Origin of the sequence: Brachybacterium sp. UNK5269 (genome assembly GCF_049266655.1) — a bacterium.
Taxonomy (GTDB): Bacteria; Actinomycetota; Actinomycetes; order Actinomycetales; family Dermabacteraceae; genus Brachybacterium.
This window is the reverse complement of record NZ_CP184883.1, coordinates 3,452,491-3,472,026: the sequence shown is the minus strand read 5'-3', so window position 1 is coordinate 3,472,026 and position 19,536 is coordinate 3,452,491. Positions and strand designations below refer to the sequence as shown.

The 19,536-nt window shown below is 73.4% G+C and carries 22 protein-coding genes; 12 read left to right on the top strand and 10 right to left on the bottom strand.

The features are described from left to right. Positions 1–15: 15 nt before the first annotated feature. Both ACOJUI_RS16035 and ACOJUI_RS16030 read left to right on the top strand, forming a co-directional pair. Positions 16–1,233: an acetyl-CoA C-acetyltransferase gene (locus ACOJUI_RS16035; RefSeq protein ID WP_422115926.1), complete on the top strand. Its 1,218-nt coding sequence runs from the start codon at positions 16–18 to the stop codon at positions 1,231–1,233. Further along, on the top strand, positions 1,233–2,558 hold the full coding sequence (locus tag ACOJUI_RS16030) for an acyl-CoA dehydrogenase family protein (RefSeq protein ID WP_422115925.1): 1,326 nt from the start codon (positions 1,233–1,235) through the stop codon (positions 2,556–2,558). Before ACOJUI_RS16035 ends, ACOJUI_RS16030 begins: the two co-directional genes overlap by 1 nt. Here the strand turns inward: ACOJUI_RS16030 and ACOJUI_RS16025 are convergent, their stop codons facing one another. Further along, entirely contained in the window at positions 2,559–3,332 is a 774-nt protein-coding gene (locus ACOJUI_RS16025; RefSeq protein WP_422115924.1) for a CDP-alcohol phosphatidyltransferase family protein, read from the bottom strand. A gap of 87 nt (positions 3,333–3,419) precedes the next feature. After that, positions 3,420–3,704 (bottom strand): antibiotic biosynthesis monooxygenase family protein, encoded by a 285-nt coding sequence (locus ACOJUI_RS16020; protein ID WP_422115923.1) that lies wholly within the window; start codon positions 3,702–3,704, stop codon positions 3,420–3,422. Positions 3,705–3,989: 285 nt separating this feature from the next. Between ACOJUI_RS16020 and ACOJUI_RS16015 the strand changes: the two genes are divergently transcribed. After that, positions 3,990–4,181: a hypothetical protein gene (locus ACOJUI_RS16015; RefSeq protein WP_422115922.1), complete on the top strand. Its 192-nt coding sequence runs from the start codon at positions 3,990–3,992 to the stop codon at positions 4,179–4,181. Between the two features lie 38 nt (positions 4,182–4,219). Here the strand turns inward: ACOJUI_RS16015 and ACOJUI_RS16010 are convergent, their stop codons facing one another. The 5 genes from ACOJUI_RS16010 to ACOJUI_RS15990 form a co-directional block, all read right to left on the bottom strand. Beyond that, positions 4,220–5,032 (bottom strand): nitroreductase family protein, encoded by an 813-nt coding sequence (locus ACOJUI_RS16010; RefSeq protein WP_422115921.1) that lies wholly within the window; start codon positions 5,030–5,032, stop codon positions 4,220–4,222. A gap of 2 nt (positions 5,033–5,034) precedes the next feature. After that, a complete protein-coding gene (locus ACOJUI_RS16005; RefSeq protein ID WP_422115920.1) occupies positions 5,035–5,409 on the bottom strand; it encodes a hypothetical protein in 375 nt (124 codons plus the stop codon). A gap of 141 nt (positions 5,410–5,550) precedes the next feature. After that, the gene (locus ACOJUI_RS16000; RefSeq protein WP_422115919.1) at positions 5,551–6,240 is read right to left on the bottom strand and encodes a GNAT family N-acetyltransferase; all 690 of its coding nucleotides are present in this window, start codon (positions 6,238–6,240) and stop codon (positions 5,551–5,553) included. Between the two features lie 86 nt (positions 6,241–6,326). Continuing rightward, positions 6,327–6,809: an SRPBCC family protein gene (locus ACOJUI_RS15995; RefSeq protein ID WP_422115918.1), complete on the bottom strand. Its 483-nt coding sequence runs from the start codon at positions 6,807–6,809 to the stop codon at positions 6,327–6,329. A gap of 2 nt (positions 6,810–6,811) precedes the next feature. Beyond that, positions 6,812–7,216, bottom strand: a complete 405-nt coding sequence (locus ACOJUI_RS15990; protein WP_422115917.1) for an ArsR/SmtB family transcription factor — start codon at positions 7,214–7,216, stop codon at positions 6,812–6,814. An 84-nt stretch (positions 7,217–7,300) separates the two neighbouring features. Here ACOJUI_RS15990 and ACOJUI_RS15985 point away from each other — a divergent pair, with 84 nt between their 5' ends. The 3 genes from ACOJUI_RS15985 (at position 7,301) to ACOJUI_RS15975 (ending at position 11,499) form a co-directional block, all read left to right on the top strand. Next, positions 7,301–8,107: a hypothetical protein gene (locus ACOJUI_RS15985; protein ID WP_422115916.1), complete on the top strand. Its 807-nt coding sequence runs from the start codon at positions 7,301–7,303 to the stop codon at positions 8,105–8,107. A 142-nt stretch (positions 8,108–8,249) separates the two neighbouring features. Further along, entirely contained in the window at positions 8,250–10,442 is a 2,193-nt protein-coding gene (locus ACOJUI_RS15980; protein WP_422115915.1) for a 3-hydroxyacyl-CoA dehydrogenase NAD-binding domain-containing protein, read from the top strand. Positions 10,443–10,605: 163 nt separating this feature from the next. Then, positions 10,606–11,499, top strand: coding sequence for a hypothetical protein (locus tag ACOJUI_RS15975; RefSeq protein WP_422115914.1), 894 nt, complete (start codon positions 10,606–10,608; stop codon positions 11,497–11,499). 43 nt (positions 11,500–11,542) lie between these two features. Here the strand turns inward: ACOJUI_RS15975 and ACOJUI_RS15970 are convergent, their stop codons facing one another. Beyond that, on the bottom strand, positions 11,543–12,769 hold the full coding sequence (locus ACOJUI_RS15970; RefSeq protein WP_422115913.1) for an aminotransferase class I/II-fold pyridoxal phosphate-dependent enzyme: 1,227 nt from the start codon (positions 12,767–12,769) through the stop codon (positions 11,543–11,545). 107 nt (positions 12,770–12,876) lie between these two features. On the opposite strand from ACOJUI_RS15970, the gene ACOJUI_RS15965 reads away from it, so the two are divergent. Further along, a complete protein-coding gene (locus ACOJUI_RS15965) occupies positions 12,877–13,398 on the top strand; it encodes an O-acetyl-ADP-ribose deacetylase (RefSeq protein WP_422115912.1) in 522 nt (173 codons plus the stop codon). Positions 13,399–13,422: 24 nt separating this feature from the next. On the opposite strand, the gene ACOJUI_RS15960 is transcribed toward ACOJUI_RS15965, so the two are convergent. Together ACOJUI_RS15960 and ACOJUI_RS15955 are read right to left on the bottom strand one after the other, a co-directional pair. Beyond that, a complete protein-coding gene (locus ACOJUI_RS15960) occupies positions 13,423–14,109 on the bottom strand; it encodes a hypothetical protein (protein ID WP_422115911.1) in 687 nt (228 codons plus the stop codon). A gap of 2 nt (positions 14,110–14,111) precedes the next feature. Further along, positions 14,112–14,642 carry a GtrA family protein gene (locus ACOJUI_RS15955; RefSeq protein ID WP_422115910.1) on the bottom strand — a complete coding sequence of 177 codons (531 nt, stop codon included), beginning with the start codon at positions 14,640–14,642 and terminating at the stop codon, positions 14,112–14,114. Positions 14,643–14,887: 245 nt separating this feature from the next. Between ACOJUI_RS15955 and ACOJUI_RS15950 the strand changes: the two genes are divergently transcribed. The 5 genes from ACOJUI_RS15950 to ACOJUI_RS15930 all read left to right on the top strand — a co-directional run bounded on the left by ACOJUI_RS15950 (position 14,888) and on the right by ACOJUI_RS15930 (position 19,507). Continuing rightward, positions 14,888–15,694, top strand: coding sequence for a hydroxymethylpyrimidine/phosphomethylpyrimidine kinase (locus tag ACOJUI_RS15950; RefSeq protein WP_422115909.1), 807 nt, complete (start codon positions 14,888–14,890; stop codon positions 15,692–15,694). Positions 15,695–15,920: 226 nt separating this feature from the next. Further along, positions 15,921–16,751, top strand: a complete 831-nt coding sequence (locus ACOJUI_RS15945; RefSeq protein ID WP_422115908.1) for an amino acid ABC transporter ATP-binding protein — start codon at positions 15,921–15,923, stop codon at positions 16,749–16,751. Between the two features lie 95 nt (positions 16,752–16,846). Further along, positions 16,847–17,842, top strand: a complete 996-nt coding sequence (locus ACOJUI_RS15940; RefSeq protein ID WP_422115907.1) for a glutamate ABC transporter substrate-binding protein — start codon at positions 16,847–16,849, stop codon at positions 17,840–17,842. Positions 17,843–17,942: 100 nt separating this feature from the next. Beyond that, on the top strand, positions 17,943–18,677 hold the full coding sequence (locus ACOJUI_RS15935; RefSeq protein ID WP_422115906.1) for an amino acid ABC transporter permease: 735 nt from the start codon (positions 17,943–17,945) through the stop codon (positions 18,675–18,677). Continuing rightward, the gene (locus ACOJUI_RS15930; RefSeq protein ID WP_422115905.1) at positions 18,674–19,507 is read left to right on the top strand and encodes an amino acid ABC transporter permease; all 834 of its coding nucleotides are present in this window, start codon (positions 18,674–18,676) and stop codon (positions 19,505–19,507) included. Before ACOJUI_RS15935 ends, ACOJUI_RS15930 begins: the two co-directional genes overlap by 4 nt. The last annotated feature ends 29 nt before the right edge of the window (positions 19,508–19,536 follow it).

Sequence of the window (19,536 nt, the reverse complement as noted above, 5' to 3'; positions counted from 1 at the left end):
TCGAAGGAGAACCCCGTGCCCGAGGCCGTCATCGTCGCCGCCGCCCGCTCGCCGATCGGGCGCGCCCGTAGGGGGTCGCTGCGGGACGTCCGGCCCGACGACCTCGCCGCCCAGATGATCCGGGCCGCGCTGGACCAGGTGCCGCAGCTCGACCCGACCACGATTGACGACCTCCAGCTGGGCTGCGCGATCCCCGAGGGCCACCAGGGCGGCAACCTCGCCCGCACCGTGGCGGTGCGACTGGGCCTGGACACCGTGCCCGGGGCGACCGTCACCCGCTTCTGCGCCTCCTCCCTCGAGACCACCCGCGCCGCCTTCCACGCGATCGTCTCCGGCGAGGCGAGGGCCGTGATCTCCGCCGGGGTCGAGTCGATCTCCCTGAGCACCGGCAAGCTGATCGAGGAGGACGTGCGCGATCCCCTGTTCCGCCCCGCCTGGGAGCGCACCGAAAAGCGCGCCACCCGCGAGATCCCCGCCCCCTGGCACGACCCGCGCGAGGACGGCGAGCTGCCGGATGCCTACATCCAGATGGGCCACACCGCCGAGAACGTCGCCGAGCTGCGCGGCGTGAGCCGGCAGGCGCAGGACGAGTACGCGGTGCGCTCCCAGAACCGCGCCGAGGCCGCCATCGCCGCCGGCTTCTACGCGAAGGACATCACCCCCGTCACCTGCCCGGACGGCACCGTCGTCCGCACCGACGACTCCCCGCGGGCCGGCGTCACGCTCGAGGCCGTCGGCGCGCTCGAGCCCGTCTTCCGCCCCGAGGGCACGGTCACCGCCGGGAACTGCTGCCCGCTGAACGACGGCGCTGCCGCGCTCGTGATCATGGAGGCGCAGTACGCGCAGCAGCTCGGCATCACGCCGCTGGCCCGCGTGGTGGCCACCGGCGTCTCCGGCCTCAGCCCCGAGATCATGGGGCTCGGACCGGTCCAGGCAACCCGACGCGCGCTCGCGCTCGCCGGGATGAGCATGAAGGACATCGACCTGGTGGAGTTCAACGAGGCCTTCGCCGCGCAGGTGCTCCCGGCGGCCGAGGACCTCGGCATCGACCACGACCGGCTCAACGTCCACGGCGGCGCGATCGCGCTCGGACACCCCTGGGGCTCCACCGGTGCCCGCATGACCACCACCCTGCTGGGCGGCCTGCGCGAGCGCGACGGACGCTTCGGCCTCGCGACCCTCTGCGTCGGCGGCGGCCAGGGCATGGCCCTCATCATCGAGAGGATGAGCTGATGACCAGCACCGACTCCACCCCCGGGCACATCTCCCTGGGCGGGAACCCCGGCCCCCACGACGACCTGCGACGCGACTCGGTGGTGACCGAGCGCGCCGTCGTCTCGCCCCCCGACGCGACGGCCGCCACCCCCGCCGAGCTGCTGCCCGCCACCGCCGACCACTACGCCCTGTTCCAGGACGTCGCCGGCGAGGACCTGGCCGCCTGGGTCGCCGCCCGCTCGCTCGCCGACGAGGTGATGCCGCGGATCAACGACTGGTGGGAGCGCGGGGAGTACCCGATCGAGCTGATCGGACGCCTCGGCGAGCTGGACCTGCTCACCGACGGCCTCGACGTCCCCGGCCGTCGCACCCTCTCCCCGCTGGCCACCGGGCTGGTCTCGATGGAGCTGAGCCGACTCGACGGCTCCGTCGGCACCATGGTGGGCGTGCAGGGCGGGCTCGCGCTGCGCTCGATCATGCTGCTGGGCTCACCGGAGCAGAAGCAGCGCTGGGCCGAGCCGCTCGCGGCAGGCACCCGGTACGCCGCCTTCGCGCTCACCGAGCCCGACCACGGCTCGGACTCCGTCTCCCTGGAGACCGTCGCCCGCCGCGAGGGCGAGCAGTGGGTGCTGTCGGGCCAGAAGCGGTGGATCGGCAACGGCGCGGGCTGCCACCTCACCGTGGTCTGGGCGCGCGTCGACGACGCCTCCGATCCGGCGCTGCACGGCCAGGTCAGCGGCTTCCTGGTGGACCAGTCGCTGCCCGGCTACGAGGCCGAGGTGATCCGCGGGAAGGTCGCGCTGCGCGCCATCCACCAGGCCCACATCACCCTCACCGACGTGCGGGTGCCGCTGGCCGCGCGCCTGCCCGGCGCCCGCTCCTTCAAGGACACCTCGAAGGTCCTCTACGCGACCCGCGCGGGCGTGGCCTGGGGGGCGCTCGGCCACGCGGTCGCCTGCTACGAGGCCGCCCTCGAGCACGCCACCACCCGCATCCAGTTCGGCCGGCCGCTGGCCAGGGCCCAGCACGTCCAGGTGCGGCTGTCGGACATGCTGCAGAGCCTCACCTCGATGCAGCTGCACTGCCTGCGGCTCGCCGACCTCGAGGCCGCCGGGGCGATGCGCCCGGAGCAGGCCTCCCTGGCCAAGGTGCACAACACCCGGGCCGCCCGGGAGATCGCCTCGAACGCCCGCGACCTGCTGGGCGGCTCCGGGATCCTGCTGGAGAACCGGGTGATCCGCCACCGCAGCGACATCGAGGCCTCGCACACCTACGAGGGCACCGACACCATGCAGTCGCTGATCGTGGGGCGGTCGATCACGGGGGTCAGCGCCTTCGCGTGATCACCCGGGCCGGCCCGCCCGCCGCTCGCGCCGCTCGCGCCGCCCACGCCGCTCGAGCGCGATCACGTCCCGGGCGAAGGACACCACCAGCAGCCCCAGCGCGAGCACGAGGACCGCGGTGGCCACCCGCGTCGGCACCGCCGGCACCACTGCGAGCAGCAGGGCGACGCCCTGGGCGGCGCCGATCAGCCGTCGCAGGCGGCTGAAGGCCAGCGGCCGGGACAGCGCGGGACGCACCGCGGCCGCCGCGACGAACCCGTAGCGCATCAGCCCGAAGGCGAGCGCCCACGGGCCCACGACGGTGGCCGCGAGCACCGAGAGCACGAGGTTCAGGGCGGCGTCCGCCTCCATGTCGATGCGGGCGCCGACCGGGCCGGCGGTGCCGGTGCGCCGGGCGACGGGTCCGTCGAGCGCATCGGAGGCGAGGGCGGCGGCGATGAGGAGCGCGAGCGGCCAGGAGCGCGCGGGCAGCGCGCCGCCGAGGACCAGCACGGACGCCGCCGCGAGCGCACCGGCGGCCAGGTGGCGCAGCAGCGTCAACAGATCCGCGCTCGTGACCTCGCCCGGAGCGCGCGCCCTCAGGGTCGCGGCGGCAACCGGGCCGGGGGCCAGCGAGAGCAGGAGCGCGGTGGCACCGAGCGGCGCGGAGGCGGGGCCGGCGAGCGAGAGGATTACGATCCCCGACCCCAGCTGCCCGAGTGCGAGCATCGCGAGGACCGCTCCCACCCGGCGCAGGGGCCGGGGAGGGGTCGAGCCGGGCTGCGCCGTCGTCATGGGGCAAGAGTAGTGCTCCGCGGATGACCGCTCGCGTGAGCGCAGCCCGCTCCGGTGCTGCCGCCCGGGCCACCCGGCCCGGCGCCGTCAGTCCAGGGCCACGACCTCGAACTCGAGCATCCCCTCGGCCCGGGAGACGGTCGTGGACGGGTCCCGCGGCGCGCGCTGCGCGGCCCAGGCCCGGAAGCTCTCGTCGTCGGCCCAGCGGGTGATGACGTAGTAGCGGTCCTCGCCCGCGACCGGCCGCAGCAGCTCGAAGCCCTCGAAGCCGGGCGCCTGGTCGACGGAGTGCCTGCGCGCCGCGAAGCGCTTCTCGAGCTCTGCCTCCCGGCCTTCGGGAACGGCGAGCCGATTGATCTTGATGACTGTCATCGGGTCCTCTTCGTGATGTCTCGCCCGGAGCGGGCCGCCTCGATCCTCTCGTGCCCCGGGATCTGCCGACGGGGACCATCGGCCCGCGATGATCTCCGCAGCGACCTGCGGCGCAGTCACGGCGGTGGCGGTCCGATACCGTGAGACGGTCCGCCGGAACGGCGGTGGCAGCACCCTCCTCGAAAGGACAGCGGCTCCCCGACGCCGCATCACGACATGAGCCAGCCTCCCCAGCCCTCTGCCCCGCGCACGCCCCCGGATCCGCAGGACGGGGACGGTGCGGGGATGTCCGCTCCCGGCCGGGGCCGGATCGCCGCGATCGTCGGCTGTGCGCTGCTGGTGCTGGTGGCGATCCTCAGCCTGGTCGCCTTCTTCGGGGTCCGGGCGCTGGTGCCCGAGGAGCAGGGGGCTCCCGCGGGCGCGACGGCGCCCGCGGAGCCCGCCGAATTCACGGAGCAGCGGGTCGCGACCGTCTAGCTCGCTGGCTGGGAGAACGCTGGTGGCGACGGGGGCGCTCAGGCGCTGCCGGGCCGCGAGTCCTCGTCCCAGCCGGTCTGCGGGGTCCGGCAGTCCTCGCGGAACACGAACTGGGAGGGGAGCTTGCGCTCCCGGCTGGACCAGTCGATCGCGGGCCGGTGGGTGCGCTCGGGGAGGTAGCCCAGGCGGTAGACCGCCATCAGCTCGAGGTCGTCCGGGACGCTCAGCATCTCCACGATGCGCTGCCAGTTCTCCGGGACCTCCATCGGGAAGGAGACGAACTGGATGCCCATGCCCAGCTGGGTGGTGGTCAGCCAGAGGTTCTCCATGGCCGCGCCCATGCTGAACACCGAGTAGAAGCCCGACAGCGCCTCGGGCCGGTACTCGCCGCGCTCGAGCATCACCCCGATCAGCAGCGGGGATCCCGCCACCAGCTTGCGGTTCTCCTCGCCGAGCTTCTGCGGCACCCGCAGCCGGTTCATCATCCGCTGCCCCGAGTCGGTGAACACCTGCCCGGTGAAGGGCCGCAGCAGCGCCGGGAGCTTGTCGAACAGCATCCCGCTGCGTCTGGTGTCCATCTCCTTCTGGCTGAAGCGGAAGTACTTGCGGTAGCGGTGGAAGAAGGTGCCCTCGCCCATCACCTGCGTCATGCTCTCGCCGCTGATCGCGGCGACCTTCTCGATCGTGGCCCGGTCCTCGATCAGCACGAACCGCCAGGGCTGGCTGTTGAACTGCGACGGCGCGGCCGCGGCGGCGCGGATCAGCAGCTGCTGGTGCTCCTCGCTGACGGGGTCGGGCCGGAACGGTCCGTTGGTCGTGCGGCGGTTGAACACCGCATCGAGGAACTCCATGGTCACCTCCGGGCCAGGCAGAGAGCTGCCGCGTAGCTGGGCGCTGCGAGCATAGCCGTCCGGGCGTGCCGGTCCAGCGGCCGCGACCCGCGGCGCTGCAGCAGGACCAGGGCCGCGGCGGCCGGCAGCAGCGCCGGCGCCGAGCGGTCGCCCCGCACCGCCGCCACGGCGAGGGCGGCGCCGGTGGTGGTGGCGGTGACGATGAACAGGGCGTGGTGCACCCAGCGGGCATTGCCGGTGTCCACCCAGCCGGCCGCGACCGACAGGCCCAGTGCCGCATTGGCGGCGTAGCAGCCGGCGGCGAGGGAGACGGCGGTGCGGGCGTCGACGCGGGGCGTCCGCGACGGGCGCGCGAGCTGCCGGTCCTGACCGCTCATGCCGCCCCCTCGTGATCTTCCCGCGCGCGTCCGGTCGGCAGCACGTTCCCGGGCAGTATCCCCAAGTCCGCAGGAGAAGGCCACCTCCAGCGCGGGCCGGCGGTCCTCGGCGCCGGCCCGGGCCGCTGCACCGCGAGCTGCTCAGGGGGTGCGGATCGCCCCGAAGGCCAGTCGGCGCCGCAGCGCGAAGCCGAGCTTCTGGTAGCCGACGATCGCTGCGGTGTTCGACGCGGAGGCGTGCAGCAGCACCCGGTCGCCGCGCCGGTGGGCGTGGAAGGCGACGTCGAGCACGAGGCGCGAGGCGAGCCCCTGTCGGCGGTGCGCCGCGTCCACCGCGACGGCGCTGATCTCCGTCCAGCCCTCGGGGTGGAGGCGCTCACCGGCCATCGCCACCAGCGTCCCCTCGCGGCGGATGCCCACGTACCGCCCCAGCTCATGGGTGCGGGGCAGGAAGGGGCCCGGCCGGGTGCGCTCGACCAGGGCGAGCATGTCGGCGCTGTCGGCGGCGCCCAGCTCGACCGCCTCCTCGTCGGGGCGCGCCTCCAGCGCGGCGGTCTCCACCAGCTGCACCCCCGGGATCGAGAACACGGGCTCCCAGCCCGGGGGCAGCACCGGCTCGGCATGGGAGACGCCGACGCTCGCCCCGTGGCCGAACACCTCGAGGATCGCGTCCCACACCTCCGGATGCGCCCAGTCGCGCACCCCGACGAAGGGGGAGACGTCCTCCGGGTAGTGCAGGACCAGCTCGTTGCCGATCGCCAGGTGGGCGTGGTGCCCGGTCAGCGAGGACCAGGCGGGATTGTCGAGCACGGCCTGGTCCGGGAGCAGCATGCGGGGTCCTCGATCGGTGGCGGGAGGGGCGGGCGCGGCCGAGCGGCCGCGGCCGACACGCTACCCGCCCCGTCCCGCCCCGGGGCTCAGGCGATCAGACCGTCGATCTGGTCGATCGAGGTGCGCGCGCCCTCCTCCACGCCCATGTCGAGGACGGTCTGCAGGCCCTCCCGGCTCGGATAGCTGGTGGTGTAGACCGCCCGCGTCCCGCCGTCCTGCTCCGAGAAGGTGCTGACGCAGGTCGAGACCGGCAGGTCGGGGTTCGGGCTGAAGTCCTCGTGCGCGAAGCCGTCCTCGTAGGTGAAGGACCTCGGCTCCTCGACCGCGAGCACGTTCCAGTACCCGTGGTAGCGCTCGCCGTCGGGACCGGTCATGTAGTAGGTGACGCGGCCGCCCGGGGCGAGGCTGTGCTCGACCACGGTGGCGGGGAACCCCGGCGGGCCCCACACCTGCTCGAGCTGGCGCGGGTCGGCGTAGATCTCCCAGATGCGCTGCACCGGCGCGGCGAACTGCGCGGTGATCGTGATGGTGAGGCGGTCGAGGTCGTGGGCGATGTCGGTGACGGGCATGGTCATTCCTTCGGGTGGGGCGCGGTGGCCCGGTGGGGCGGGGTGTCGCGGGCCGCCTCGGCGGCGGCGCCGCGGGCGGGCTCCTCGGCCTCGAGGAGCTCGTCGATGCGGGCGATGTGCTCGCGTCGGGCGCTCTCCAGCGCGGTGAGCAGCTGGGAGGCGCTGCGCAGGATCCCGGCGTCGCCGCGGGCCAGGGTCTCGCGGCCGCTGCGGCGTCGGGTGATGAGCCCGGCCCGTTCGAGGGTGGCGACGTGCTTCTGCACCGCCGTCAGGCTCATCGGGTAGTTCCGGGCCAGGGCGGAGACCGACTGCTCGCCGTCGAGCACCCGACGCAGGATGTCCCGCCGCGTGCGATCCGAGAGGGCGTGGAACCAGGCGTCCGCGCGGTCGTCGTCGATCTCGTGCATACCCAGAACCTACAACCGTGCGGTTGTGGGTGCAAGGGGTCGGGACGACTCGGTGCGGCGGGGTGCGGGGCCTATGCTCGCGGCATGGCACCGGAGCGGGGCACCCCCGCCGGCTACGACTGGGAGGATCCGACCGGCGCGACCGCGCCGGATCCGTTCCGCCTGCCCGACCATGCCGCGGATCCGCAGTCCGGGCGCTCCGGCGCCGGGATGGTCGGCGCCGCCCCCGGGCCGCGCGGCGCGCTGCCGCCGTGGGCGATCGTCGCGATCGTGCTCGTGCAGGCGGTGGCGTTGGTGGTCGCCGTCGGCCTCGTCGTCGGCGGACTGCAGCGGCTGTTCGGGACCGAGGCCGCGCCCTCGGGCGCCGCGGCCACCCAGCAGGAGCCGACGACCGACGCGACCGGACAGGAGCGCGAGCCCGGCACCGTCACCGACGCCGCCGGAAGGGAGCTGACCGACGGGACCGGCCACTACGACGACCCGGCGACCGTCGGCGTCCACACCTTCGCCTGGCCCACCTGGACCGACGGGACCCTCAGCGTCACGGCGCAGGAGGTCGACCTCGCCGCGACGCTGCCGGGGGACGGCCCGCCGGGCGTCGTCCAGGACGGCTTCCGCGTGGTCCGTGTCGCCTACGAGGTCCGCTACGAGGGGCCGGGGCAGCTCGCGCCCGTCGAGGAGCTCTGGCTGAGCGGGGAGTCCGAGCGCACCTTCTTCCCGGACGTCGCGGAGGGACTGGTGGCGGACCCGGTCTCGACGATCGGACCCCTCCGCAGCGGGCAGAGCGCCCGCTTCCACAGCCTGTTCATCGTCCCCGCGGACGAGCTCGCCGGCTTCCGGCTGGGCGTGGAGACCTTCGGCGGCGAGGTGCTGTACTTCGCCGCCGCCTGAGCCGCTGCCTGAGCCTCCCGGGCCGCCGGCGGGGTCGCGGACGGTGGACACCCGGCGCCGGTCTGAGGCATGATCTTTGTGAAACCCGCGGTATCAGACACTCGCCCGGGATCCGCCCGCCCTCGACGGAGAGAGCCCACTGATGAGCAGCTACACCGAGCACGTCACCCGAGTGCTCACCGAGGACCGCGAGCATCCCGGGCTGGGAACCGTGGCCGTGCTGACCTTCGCGCCTCCCGAGGGGCAGGAGCGCCGCCCCGCGACCCTCGGCCCGCGCTCCATCGGGGCCGTGACCGGGGCCATCGCCGCGGCGCTGGACCGCGCCGAGGCCGGCGAGATCCAGGCGATTGCGCTGACCGGCACCGGGCGGGTCTTCCTCGCCGGCGCCGACCTGTCGATGTTCTCCGACCCCGCCGCGGCGGCGGACGTCGGCCCCATGACCCGCGCCGCCCACGACCTGCAGATCCGCGTGCGCACCAGCCCGGTCCCGGTGCTCGCCCACCTCAACGGCGTCGCCCTCGGCGGCGGCCTCGAGGTGGCGCTGATGGCCGACGTGCGCACCGCCGCGCCGGAGGCGCGGGGACTGGGCCTGCCCGAGACGAGCCTCGGCATCCTGCCCGGCTGGGGCGGCACCACGCTGCTGCACTGCGTCGTCGGCGCCGAGCACGCGGTGCGGATGATCCTCGAGGACCCCGCCCGTGACCACCAGCTCAGCGCCGAGCAGGCGCTCGAGATCGGCCTGGTCGACGAGCTTGCCGCGGACCTGGACGAGGCGCTCGACGAGTTCGCGGCCCTCGTCGCCGCGCACGTCGACGTCGACGAGACCGACCTCGACATCCTCGACCCCGCGGTCGCGACGACCGCGGCCGACCCCGCCGCCCCCGGTGCCTGGGGCGGCCGCCCCGCGCCGCTGCCCGAGGCCGGCAGCCCCGAGGCCGAGGCCCTGCTCGACGCGCTCGACGCCCCGCACTCCGCCGCCGAGACCCGCCGCGCCTGGGCCGCGCGGCTGGAGACCCAGGGAGCCCCCGCCGTCATCCGCGCCCTCGAGCTGCTGCAGCAGCTGCCCGGCTCCACCCTCGAGGAGGCGCTCGGCCGCGAGGCGGACACCCTCGCCCAGCTGGTCCGCAGCGACGCCGCCGCCGGCTCCCTGTACTCCGCGGAGCTGCTGCGGCGCGGCAGGCCCGGCCGCGCCCCGGTCGAGGGCGCCCGCGAGATCCGTCGGGTCGGCGTTGCCGGCGCGGGCCTGATGGCCTCCCAGATCGCCGCGCAGCTCGCGCTCGGCCTGCAGGTGCCGGTGGTGATGCGCGACCTCGACGAATCCCTCGCCGCCAAGGGCCTGGCCGCGGCGCGCGACGTCGTCGCCCAGGCCGCCGCCCGCGGCCGCCTCGACGAGCAGGACGCCACCCGGATCGCCGCGAACCTCTCGGCGACCACCGACCTGCAGGACCTCGCCGGCTGCGACCTCGTGCTCGAGGCGGTCCCCGAGGTGCTGGCGATCAAGCAGTCCGTCTTCGCCGAGCTCGAGAGCGTGCTGGAGCCGGACGCCCTGATCGTCACCAACACCTCCTCGCTGTCGGTGACCCGCATGGCCGAGGGCCTCGCCCATCCGCAGCGGGTGCTCGGGCTGCACTTCTTCAACCCGGTCGCGAAGATGCCGCTGGTGGAGGTGATCCACACCGACGCCACCGACGAGACCACCCTCGCCACCGGGCTGGAGGTGGTACGACGCCTGCGCAAGTTCGCCGTGCGCAGCGCCGACGCCCCGGGCTTCATCGTCAACCGGCTGCTGTTCCGGGTGCTGGGGGCGGTGCTCGCCGCGGTCGACGCCGGCGCCGATCCGGTGGAGGTCGACGCCTCCCTCGACCCGCTGGGCCTGCCCATGCGCCCCTTCGCGCTGCTGGACCTGGTGGGGCTCGCCGTCGCCGACCACGTGGGCCAAGTTCTCGTCCAGGAGCTCGGCGACCGCTTCCACGCCTCCCCGGGCCTGACCGCGATGGCCGAGCGCAGGGCGCACTTCACCGAGCGCAGCAGGACCTCCGTGCATCCGGCGGTCTCCCCGACGGTGGCCGAGGTCTTCGCCGCCACCGGCGCGGCGGAGGCCGCCCTCGGCGACGCCCTGCTGGAGCGGGTCCAGGACGGACTGGCCGAGGAGATCGCGCTGATGCTGGACGACGGCGTGGTCGAGCGACCCGAGCAGATCGACCTCGCGCTGATCCTGGGCGCGGGCTTCCCCCGGCACCGGGGCGGGATCACGCCGTACCTCGATGCGGTCGGGGCCTCGCAGCGGGCGGCCGGGCGGACCTTCCACGGGGAGCTGTTCACCGCGGGTCGCTGAGCGGGCGAAGGACCGCGACGGCATCGTGACCGGATAGCGATCTGCGCCTCCTGAACGCCGCCTGGGTGCGCCGTGCGATGTGCGAACGGGCCCCGGGGGCCCGGCTCGAGCAGGACGTGCCAGCAGAGAGGGGACGGCGCCGACGGGGGCGCCGGAGCAGAACATGTCGCAGCCACCGCAGAACGGATGGGGCCAGCCCTCGCCCGCAGATCCCTACGGCCAGTCCTTGCCCGAGGGCGGGTACGGCCAGCAGGGCAACGGAGGGCAGGCCTCTCCGAACGGCGGGTACGGCCAGGACTCCTCCTTCGCGCCGAGCTTCGGCAACGGCGGCGCCCAGGCCTACGCCCCGCAGGGCGCCGCCCCGAAGAAGTCCAGCAAGCTCCCGCTCATCATCTGCGCCGGCTGCGCGCTGCTCGCCCTGCTGCTGATCATCGTCGGCGCCGGCATCTTCCTCTTCGCCCAGGGCGGCGGCGAGCCCACCGGCGGCGAGACCACGCAGGTGGAGACCACCACCGAGGAGGCGAGCACCGAGGAGGTCACCTCGGAGGAGGCGACCACCGAGGAGGTGACCTCGGAGGAGGCGAGCACCGAGGAGACCCCGGCGGGGGACGGTCAGGGCACCAAGGACAACCCCTACCCCTCGGGCCAGATGTTCACCCTCGAGGACGGCGAGGGCGGCACCTACGACGTCACCATCGGAGCCGTGGACTGGGCCGCGACCGACAAGGTCATGGAGGCCAACGAGTTCAACACCGAGCCGGCCGAGGGCGAGACCTACATCCTGATCCCCGTCGACCTCACCTACCACGGCAGCGGGGAGGCCGAGCCCTTCTTCGCGGTGACGGTCGAGTACGTCACCAACGGCGGGAACACCTTCTCCGACCAGGGGACGGTGACCCCGAACAGTGCGTTCGACGTGGGAACCCTCCACGACGGAGGCTCGGGCAGCTGGGAGATCGGCATTCTCGTCCCCGAGGACCAGGTCCAGGACGGGGTGCTAAAGGTTGACGTGCTGTTCAACTTCGACAGCGAGCCGGTGTGGGTGGCCGCCGCCTGACCCGTCCCGGCTGACAGCGAGCGGCGGGGGGGCCGCGCCGGCGTCAGCGCCGAGGCGCCGCCCAGGCCTCCAGCCGCTCGAGCGCCTGCTCGATCGTGCTGCGGCTCTTGCAGAAGGCCAGGCGCAGGTACGAGCCGGCCTCCCCGGCGTGCCCCTCGCGGTAGAAGGCCGACAGCGGGATCCCCACCACGCCGGCCTCCTCGGGCAGCCGATCGGCCAGCGCCTCGGCGTCGGTCTCGCCGAAGGGGGAGGCGTCGGCCACCGTGAAGTAGCCCGCCGCGGGCACGCTGACGCGGAAACCGATCTCGCGCAGCCCGTCGGTGAGCAGGTCGCGTCGGGCCCGGAGATCCGCGGCCAGGTCGTGGAAGGTCGAGGCAGGCATCCGCAGCCCCACCGCCACGGCGGGCTGGAACGGCGCCCCGGAGGAGTAGGTCAGCCACTGCTTGACGCCGGTGATGGCGGTGACGAGCTCCGGGCGGGCGGTGAGCCAGCCGATCTTCCAGCCGGTCACCGAGAAGGTCTTGCCGGCGGAGGAGATCGAGACGGTGCGGTCCTGCGCCCCGGGCAGGGTCGCGATCGGCCGATGCGCGGGGCCGAAGGTGAGGTGCTCGTACACCTCGTCGGTGACGATCAGCGCGTCGTGGCGCACCGCCTCGTCGACGATCACCTGCAGCGCCTCCGCCCCGAGCATCAGCCCGGTCGGGTTGTGCGGGGTGTTGACCAGCACCATCCGGGTGCGCTCCGAGAACGCGGCGCGCAGGTCCGCCGCGTCGACGTCCATCACCAGGTCGCCGGTGGTCGCGTCGAGGCCGATGCTGAGCGGGACCGTGCGGTGCACGCCCCCGGCCAGTGCGATCACCGCCGCGTACTCGTCGTAGAAGGGCTCGAGCGTGATCACCTCCTCGCCCGGCGCGACCAGCGCGAGCACGGTGGCGGCCAGCGCCTCGGTGGCACCGGTGGTCACCAGCACCTCGCGGGCGGGATCGACGCCCAGCCCGTACCACTGGGCCTGGTGCGCGGCGATCGCCTCGCGCAGCACCGGCTCCCCGGTGCCGGGCGGGTACTGGTTGCGGCCCGCGCGGATCGCGGCGATCGCGGCCTCGGCGACCGGCGGGGGAGGCTGGTCGTCGGGGAATCCCTGACCGAGGTTCAGGGCGCCCAGCTCGGCGGCCCTCGCCGAGGAGCGGGCGAAGACGGTGGGGCGGGCCACGCCGTCCCTCAGCAGGCCGGCGGCGGCAGCGGCGCGGGTCCAGGGGCCGGTGATCTCCATGCCCCCGAGTCTGTCAGAGACGGCCCGAGGCGGCGCCGGCTGCCGCGGTGCATCCCCCTCCCGGGACTACGGTGGGCGCAGACCCCGAGCGAGGAGCGGAGGCCGACATGGAGATCATCGTCCGACCCGGCGACATCACGCGCGAGCGCACCGACGCGATCGTCAACGCCGCCAACTCCAGCCTGCTGGGCGGCGGCGGCGTCGACGGGGCGATCCATCGCGCGGCCGGCCCCGAGCTGCTCGCCGCCTGCCGCCGGCTGCGGGAGACGACGCTGCCGGAGGGGCTGCCCGCCGGTCGGGCCGTCGCCACCACCGCGGGGGACCTGCCCGCCCGCTGGGTCATCCACACCGTCGGCCCCGTCCACTCGGTGCGCGAGGACCGTTCTGAGACCCTGGCCTCCTGCTACCGGGAGAGCCTGCGGGAGGCCGCGCGGATCGGTGCGGCCAGCGTCGCCTTCCCGGCGATCTCCGCCGGCGTCTACGGCTGGCCGATGGACGACGCCGCGCGGATCGCCGTGCAGACCGTGCGGGCCGGCACCGAGGAGGTGGGCGAGCAGATCCGCAGCGTGGTGCTGGTGCCCTTCGGCGAGGCCGCGGAGCGGGCGTTCCGGCACTGGGTCGACGCGTAGCACCCGGGCCCGGGCCGGGGCGGATCAGCGGTTGGAGCGGCGGCGGATGTTCTCGATGAGGATCGGCATCAGGTGCTGCACCGTGGTGTCGGCCTTGCGCAGCGAATGGGCGTACGCGCGGGCATGCTTGCGCACCAGGCGGCTGGTGACGATCGTGGCGCCGGCCTCCGCGATGGCGCCGTAGTCGGCGTCGGCCGGAGCCATGGCGCGCAGGTAGTCGTCGCTCGCCCCGAGCAGAGCGGCCTCGACCCACTCGCGGACCACGGGCCGGGTGCGGTGCACCGTGAACCAGCGCTCGACGGCCTGCTCGAGATCGTCGGCGTCGGCCTGCAGGTTCCGCAGCCGGCTGCGGTAGTCGCGCAGCGTCTCGGTGAGCTCGGTGGCGAGCTCCTCGTGCCAGTCGTCGAGGTCCGACTGCTCGATGAGAGCGAGCGCCGAGCGGTGCTTGCGGGGCAGCTCCGCGATCTCGGTGAAGCTCTGCGTGTAGAGGGGGCGCTGGAGGGTCAGCAGCAGCGGCTGCACGATCCGCAGGGAGACCCGCCGGGCGACCTTGCGGGAATGGCGGCGGTTCGCCCAGATGTCCAGCAGCCACAGGGCCAGGCCGATGATCAGGCCCGTGATGCAGCCGATGACCATGTCCGGCCAGAAGGTGGACCAGTCACCCGGCCAGGACGGGCCCTGGGCGAGCAGCGGGGAGGCGGGCAGCGGCACGGTCAGCGGCGCGGGAAGACGAAGCGGCCGTAGGTGACGTACCGGAAGGACGTCGAGACGACCTGGCCGATCAGCGTGCCGGAGACGTTGTCGGCCAGCACCGAGTCCAGCCCCAGCACGTACCGCGAGAACGCCAGGCAGGAGAGCTGGAGACCGGCGGCGATGAGGTTGATCAGGACGAACAGCGCGATCGAGCGCGCGGTGTCCGGCCGCGGCCGGTCCCCGAAGGTCCACAGGCGGTTGCCGAGGTAGGTCAGGCAGGAGGCCACGGCGATGGTGAGCAGCTTCGCGGTCAGCGGGCTGCCGTGCATCAGGCCCTCGCCCCAGCCGTGCGTGGGATCCCAGAACACCAGCAGGTTGTACATCGCCGCATCGAGCAGGAACACGATCCCGCCGACCACCAGGAACTTCAGCGTCGAGGCCAGGTGCGCATCCACCAGTCTCCGGGCGCGACCGACGGTCGGCCCGTCGGGGCCGGGGCGGGGGGCGGCAGGCCGCGCGGTCTCCGCGGTGCTCGGATCCGGGGTCAGCACGCACGGCACTGTACCGGAGGCGCTACGATCGAGCCTCTGCCGCAGCGACGGGCCGGGGCGACCTCACAGAGGGCCCCGGACCCTGGGAGCGCGCGGCACGACCGATGCGACGGGCCGGCCGGACCCCCGAGGGGAGCCGGACCCTGGGAGCGCGCGGTCACGGCCGCTGCGACGGCCCCGCCGGCAGGGCCGACGGGACCTGGGAGCGCGCGGCCCCGTCATCGACACATTCCAGGAAGGCACCCATGACTCACGTCGCCCTCACCATCGCCGGCTCCGAGACCACCGGAGGCGCCGGCGCGCAGACCGACCTCAAGACGTTCCAGCAGCTCGGCACCTTCGGCACCGCGGCTCTGACCTGCATCGTCTCCTTCGATCCGCAGAACGACTGGGGTCACCGCTTCGTCCCCGTGGACCCGCAGGTGATCGCGGACCAGATCGAGGCGACCACCGCCGCGCACGACATCGACACCGTCAAGATCGGCATGCTCGGCACCCCGGCCACCATCGACACCGTCGCCGCTGCGCTCGCCGAGCGCAGCTTCACGAACGTCGTGCTGGACCCGGTGCTGATCTGCAAGGGCCAGGAGCCCGGCGCGGCCCTGGACACGGACAACGCGCTCAAGGAGAAGATCCTGCCGCTGGCCACCTTCGTCACCCCCAACCACTTCGAGGCGCTCTCCCTGTCGGGCATGGAGCGCATCGAGTCGGTCGAGGAGCTCACCGAGGCGGCCCGGCGCATCCACGACGCCTACGGCGTGACGGTGCTGGCCAAGGGCGGCGTGGTGCTCGAGGGCCCCGACGCGGTGGACGTGTTCTACGACGGCGAGCAGACCGTCGAGCTGCGCAGCCCGAAGATCGGCGAGCACCGGGTCTCCGGCGCCGGCTGCACCCTGGCCGCGGCGGTCACCGCCGAGCTCGCCAAGGGCGCCACCCCGCTCGAGGCCGCGCGGACCGCGAAGGCCGTCGTCGACAGTGCCATCGAGCACCGCCAGGGCGGCCACACCCCCTTCGAGGCGGTGTACCAGGGCGAGTACCGCCCCACCGCCTGATCGACGTCCCCGCCCGGGCGGCGCCGCGCCTGGGCGGCGCATCGATCGGGTCAGGTTCTGTTCCAGATCCGCGCGGATCTGGAACAGAACCTGACCCGATCCGGCGGCGGCGCCCGGCGGAGTCGCACCTCACGGCGGGGCGGCCCCCGATCACGAAACCATTCCGAAGCGCGAGCAGGTGTATCGCCTTCTGGACAGATGCCGGATCGCCCCCCATCCTCGAGAGATGAGCGAGAGCATCACGACCCCCGGCGGGCACCGGGCGGACGCACCCACGTCGGCGGCGCCCGCGGCCTCCGCGCAGCGCCCCAAGGAGATCGGGGACGCCCTGATCTCGGCGCGCGGGGTCGACAAGTTCTTCGGCGACTTCCAGGCGCTGAAGAACATCGACCTGGACATCCACCGCGGTGAGGTGGTCGCGCTGATCGGCGCCTCCGGCTCCGGCAAGTCGACCCTGTGCCGCTGCCTGAACCGTCTGGAGACGATCACCGCCGGCGAGATCACCATCGACGGCGAGCTGCTGCCGGAGGAGGGCCGGGCCCTGACCCGGCTGCGGGCCGACGTCGGCATGGTGTTCCAGAGCTTCAACCTCTTCCCGCACCTCAAGGCGATCGACAACGTCACCCTGGGCCCGCGGAAGGTGCGCGGGGCGAGCAAGGCCGAGGCCGACCAGCAGGCCATGGAGCTGCTCGAGCGGGTGGGGCTCGCCGACAAGGCGAACTCCCTGCCCACGGCGCTGTCCGGCGGCCAGCAGCAGCGGGTGGCGATCGCCCGCGCGCTGGCCATGAAGCCCAAGGCGCTGCTCTTCGACGAGCCCACGTCCGCGCTGGACCCCGAGGTCATCAACGAGGTCCTCGACGTCATGACCGAGCTCGCCGAGCAGGGGATGACGATGCTCGTGGTCACCCACGAGATGGGCTTCGCCCGCCACGTCTGCGACCGCGTGGTCTACATGGACCAGGGCGAGATCGTCGAGCAGGGCGCCCCCGAGGAGTTCTTCACCGCCCCGCGCAGCGCCCGCGCCCAGGCCTTTCTCAGCAAGATCCTCGCCCACTGATCGATCCCAGCGAACCGCACGAGCGCCCCCGGCAGCCGCCGGATCCCCAGCAGCCATCGCCTCACCAGGGGCGATACGAGAAGACGGAGAGATCCATGACCACCACCAGCTTCCGACCCGGCCGACGCGCCGTGGTCGCCGCCGCGGCCGCCCTGCCCCTCGGAGCGGCCCTGGCCGCCTGCTCCTCCGACACCGGCGAGGGCCCCGACCTCGGCGGCGGCGAGGGCGGCGGCTCCGACGGCGGCGGCGCCGAGGGCAGCGCCTTCGACGACGCCGTGGCCTCCGGCCCGCTCGCCGCGGAGGACGCCGTCGCCGCCAGCGCCTGGGCCACCGCCATCAAGGAGAAGGACCAGCTGATCCGCGGCGGCACCCTCGCCAACCAGGTGTTCTCGCTGGCCAGCACCTCCGGCGGCCGGCCCACCGGCTTCGACGCCGGCATCACCCAGCTGCTGGCCCGCTACATCCTGGGCGAGGGCGGCGAGGAGAAGGTCGAGTACATCGACACCACCGTCGAGACCCGCGAGACGCTGGTCCAGAACGGCACCGTGGACTGCGTGATCGCCACCTACTCGATCACCCCCGAGCGGCTCGAGGTCATCAACTTCGCCGGCCCGTACTACCTCTCCGGCACCGCCATCCAGGTGCGCACCGAGGACGCCGAGACGATCACCGGCCCCGAGGACCTCACCGGGCTGAACCTCGTCACCCAGGCCAACTCCACCGGCATCCAGGCCATCGAGGAGTTCGTGCCGGACTACGACCCCGAGAAGGTCCAGACCCTTCCGGACAACGAGTCCTGCGTGGCAGCCCTCAAGCAGGGCCGCTCCGACGCCTACGTGCTGGACCAGGGCGTGCTGCTGGGCAACTCCGCCGCGGACCCCGACGTCACGGTGGTCGGCGAGCCCTTCGTCGATGACCCCTACGGCATCGGCCTCTCGAAGGAGGACGAGGACGCCCTCGACTTCGTCAACACCTTCCTGCAGGAGATCATCGACTCCGGCACCTGGGAGTCCCTGTGGACCGCGACCGTCGGCGAGGTCATCGACGGCGAGGCCCCCGAGCCGCCCGTGCCCGGCGAGCTGCCCGCCTGATCTGCACCATCCCCGCCGGCGGCGGGACGGGCCCCGCGCGCGCTGAGCCCGCGGCCCCGAGCCCGTCCCGCCCCCGGCACCGACCGCACGAGAGGACCCCATGGAAGAGATACTCCTGTTCGTGCGGGAGAGCCTGGCCCTGCTGCGGGACAATCTCCCGCTGCTCGGCCAGGGCATCGCCACCACCGTCGCACTGACCGTGCTCGGCTACGTGTTCGCGCTGGTCCTGGGCACGATCCTGGCGGTGTGCCGGGTCAGCCCGATCCCGCCGCTGCGCTGGGCCTCCACCGTGTACGTCGAGATCTTCCGCAACATCCCCCTGCTGAGCCTGCTGATCCTGATCGCCTTCGGCCTGCCCGACGTGGGTCTGGTCCTGCCGTACTTCTGGTGCGGGGTGCTGGGCCTGACCCTCTCGTCGGCCGCCTTCGTCTGCGAGAACGTGCGCTCGGGCATCAACACCGTGCCCATCGGCCACGCCGAGGCCGCCCGCTCGATCGGGCTGGGCTTCTTCGGCACGCTGCGCTTCGTGGTGCTGCCCCAGGCCTTCCGCACCATGGTCCAGCCACTGGTGAACGTCTTCATCGGCACCGTGATCGGCTCCGCGCTGTGCTCCGCGATCGCGGTCACCGAGATCACCTGGGTCACCCAGACACTCAACATCCAGTCCGGCCGGGCCGTGGTGATGTTCCTGGTCGCCGGCGCCGTGTACCTGGGCATGTCGCTCGGCGGGGCGGCGCTCGGCAACGTGATCGAGCGGGCCGTGTTCCCGGGCGATCAGCGGGGCCGCTCGCGCGCCCGCAGCACCCTCGACGTCGCGGCAGGAGCCCAGGCATGAGCGCGCGCACCGGTTCCGCGACCGCCACCCAGGTCCTCTTCGACGCCCCCGGCCCCAGGGGCCGGCGCCGCATCCTGCTGATCTCGGTCCTCAGCGTGGTCGTGATCCTGGCCCTGCTCGGAGCCGGGCTCTGGCAGTTCCAGCGCAACGGCCAGCTGGATGCCGACAAGTGGATCGTCTACCTCCGGGTCGACTACCTGGCCTTCCTCGGCCAGGGCCTCTGGGGCACCCTGAAGGTCACCGCCGCGGCCGCCGTCGTGGCCTTCCCCTTCGGCCTGCTGCTGGCGCTGGCCCGGCTGTCGCGGTTCTCCCTGCTCAGCGCGGCGGCCACCACCTGGATCGAGTTCTTCCGCGGCATTCCGATGCTGCTGGTGGTCTACGCCTTCCTGCTCGCCCTGCCCGCCTTCGGCGTGACCTTCCCGCGGTTCTGGATGCTGGTGATCCCGATGATCCTGGTCTCCGCCGCGAGCACCGCCGAGGTGTTCCGCGCCGGCATCAAGGCCGTCGACAAGGGGCAGCACGAGGCCGCGGCCGCGATCGGCCTCAGCCGCCGCGACGCCATGGTCGCGGTGGTACTGCCGCAGGCGGTGCGCCTGGTCCTGCCCAGCCTGATCCTGGCCCTGGTCACGCTGCTGAAGGACTCCACCCTCGGCTACGTGGTCAGCTACAACGAGCTGCAGTTCCAGGGCAAGACGCTGGTCTCCATCACCCGCTACCTGGTGCAGACCTACCTGGTCGTCTCGCTGATCTACATCGTCATCAACTTCCTGCTCACCCGCGTGGCACTCGCGCTCGATGCGAGGATGAAGGCCCGCGCGGCCGCAGGCTGAGCGGCTCGCCCGGCCGCTCCGCCCCCACC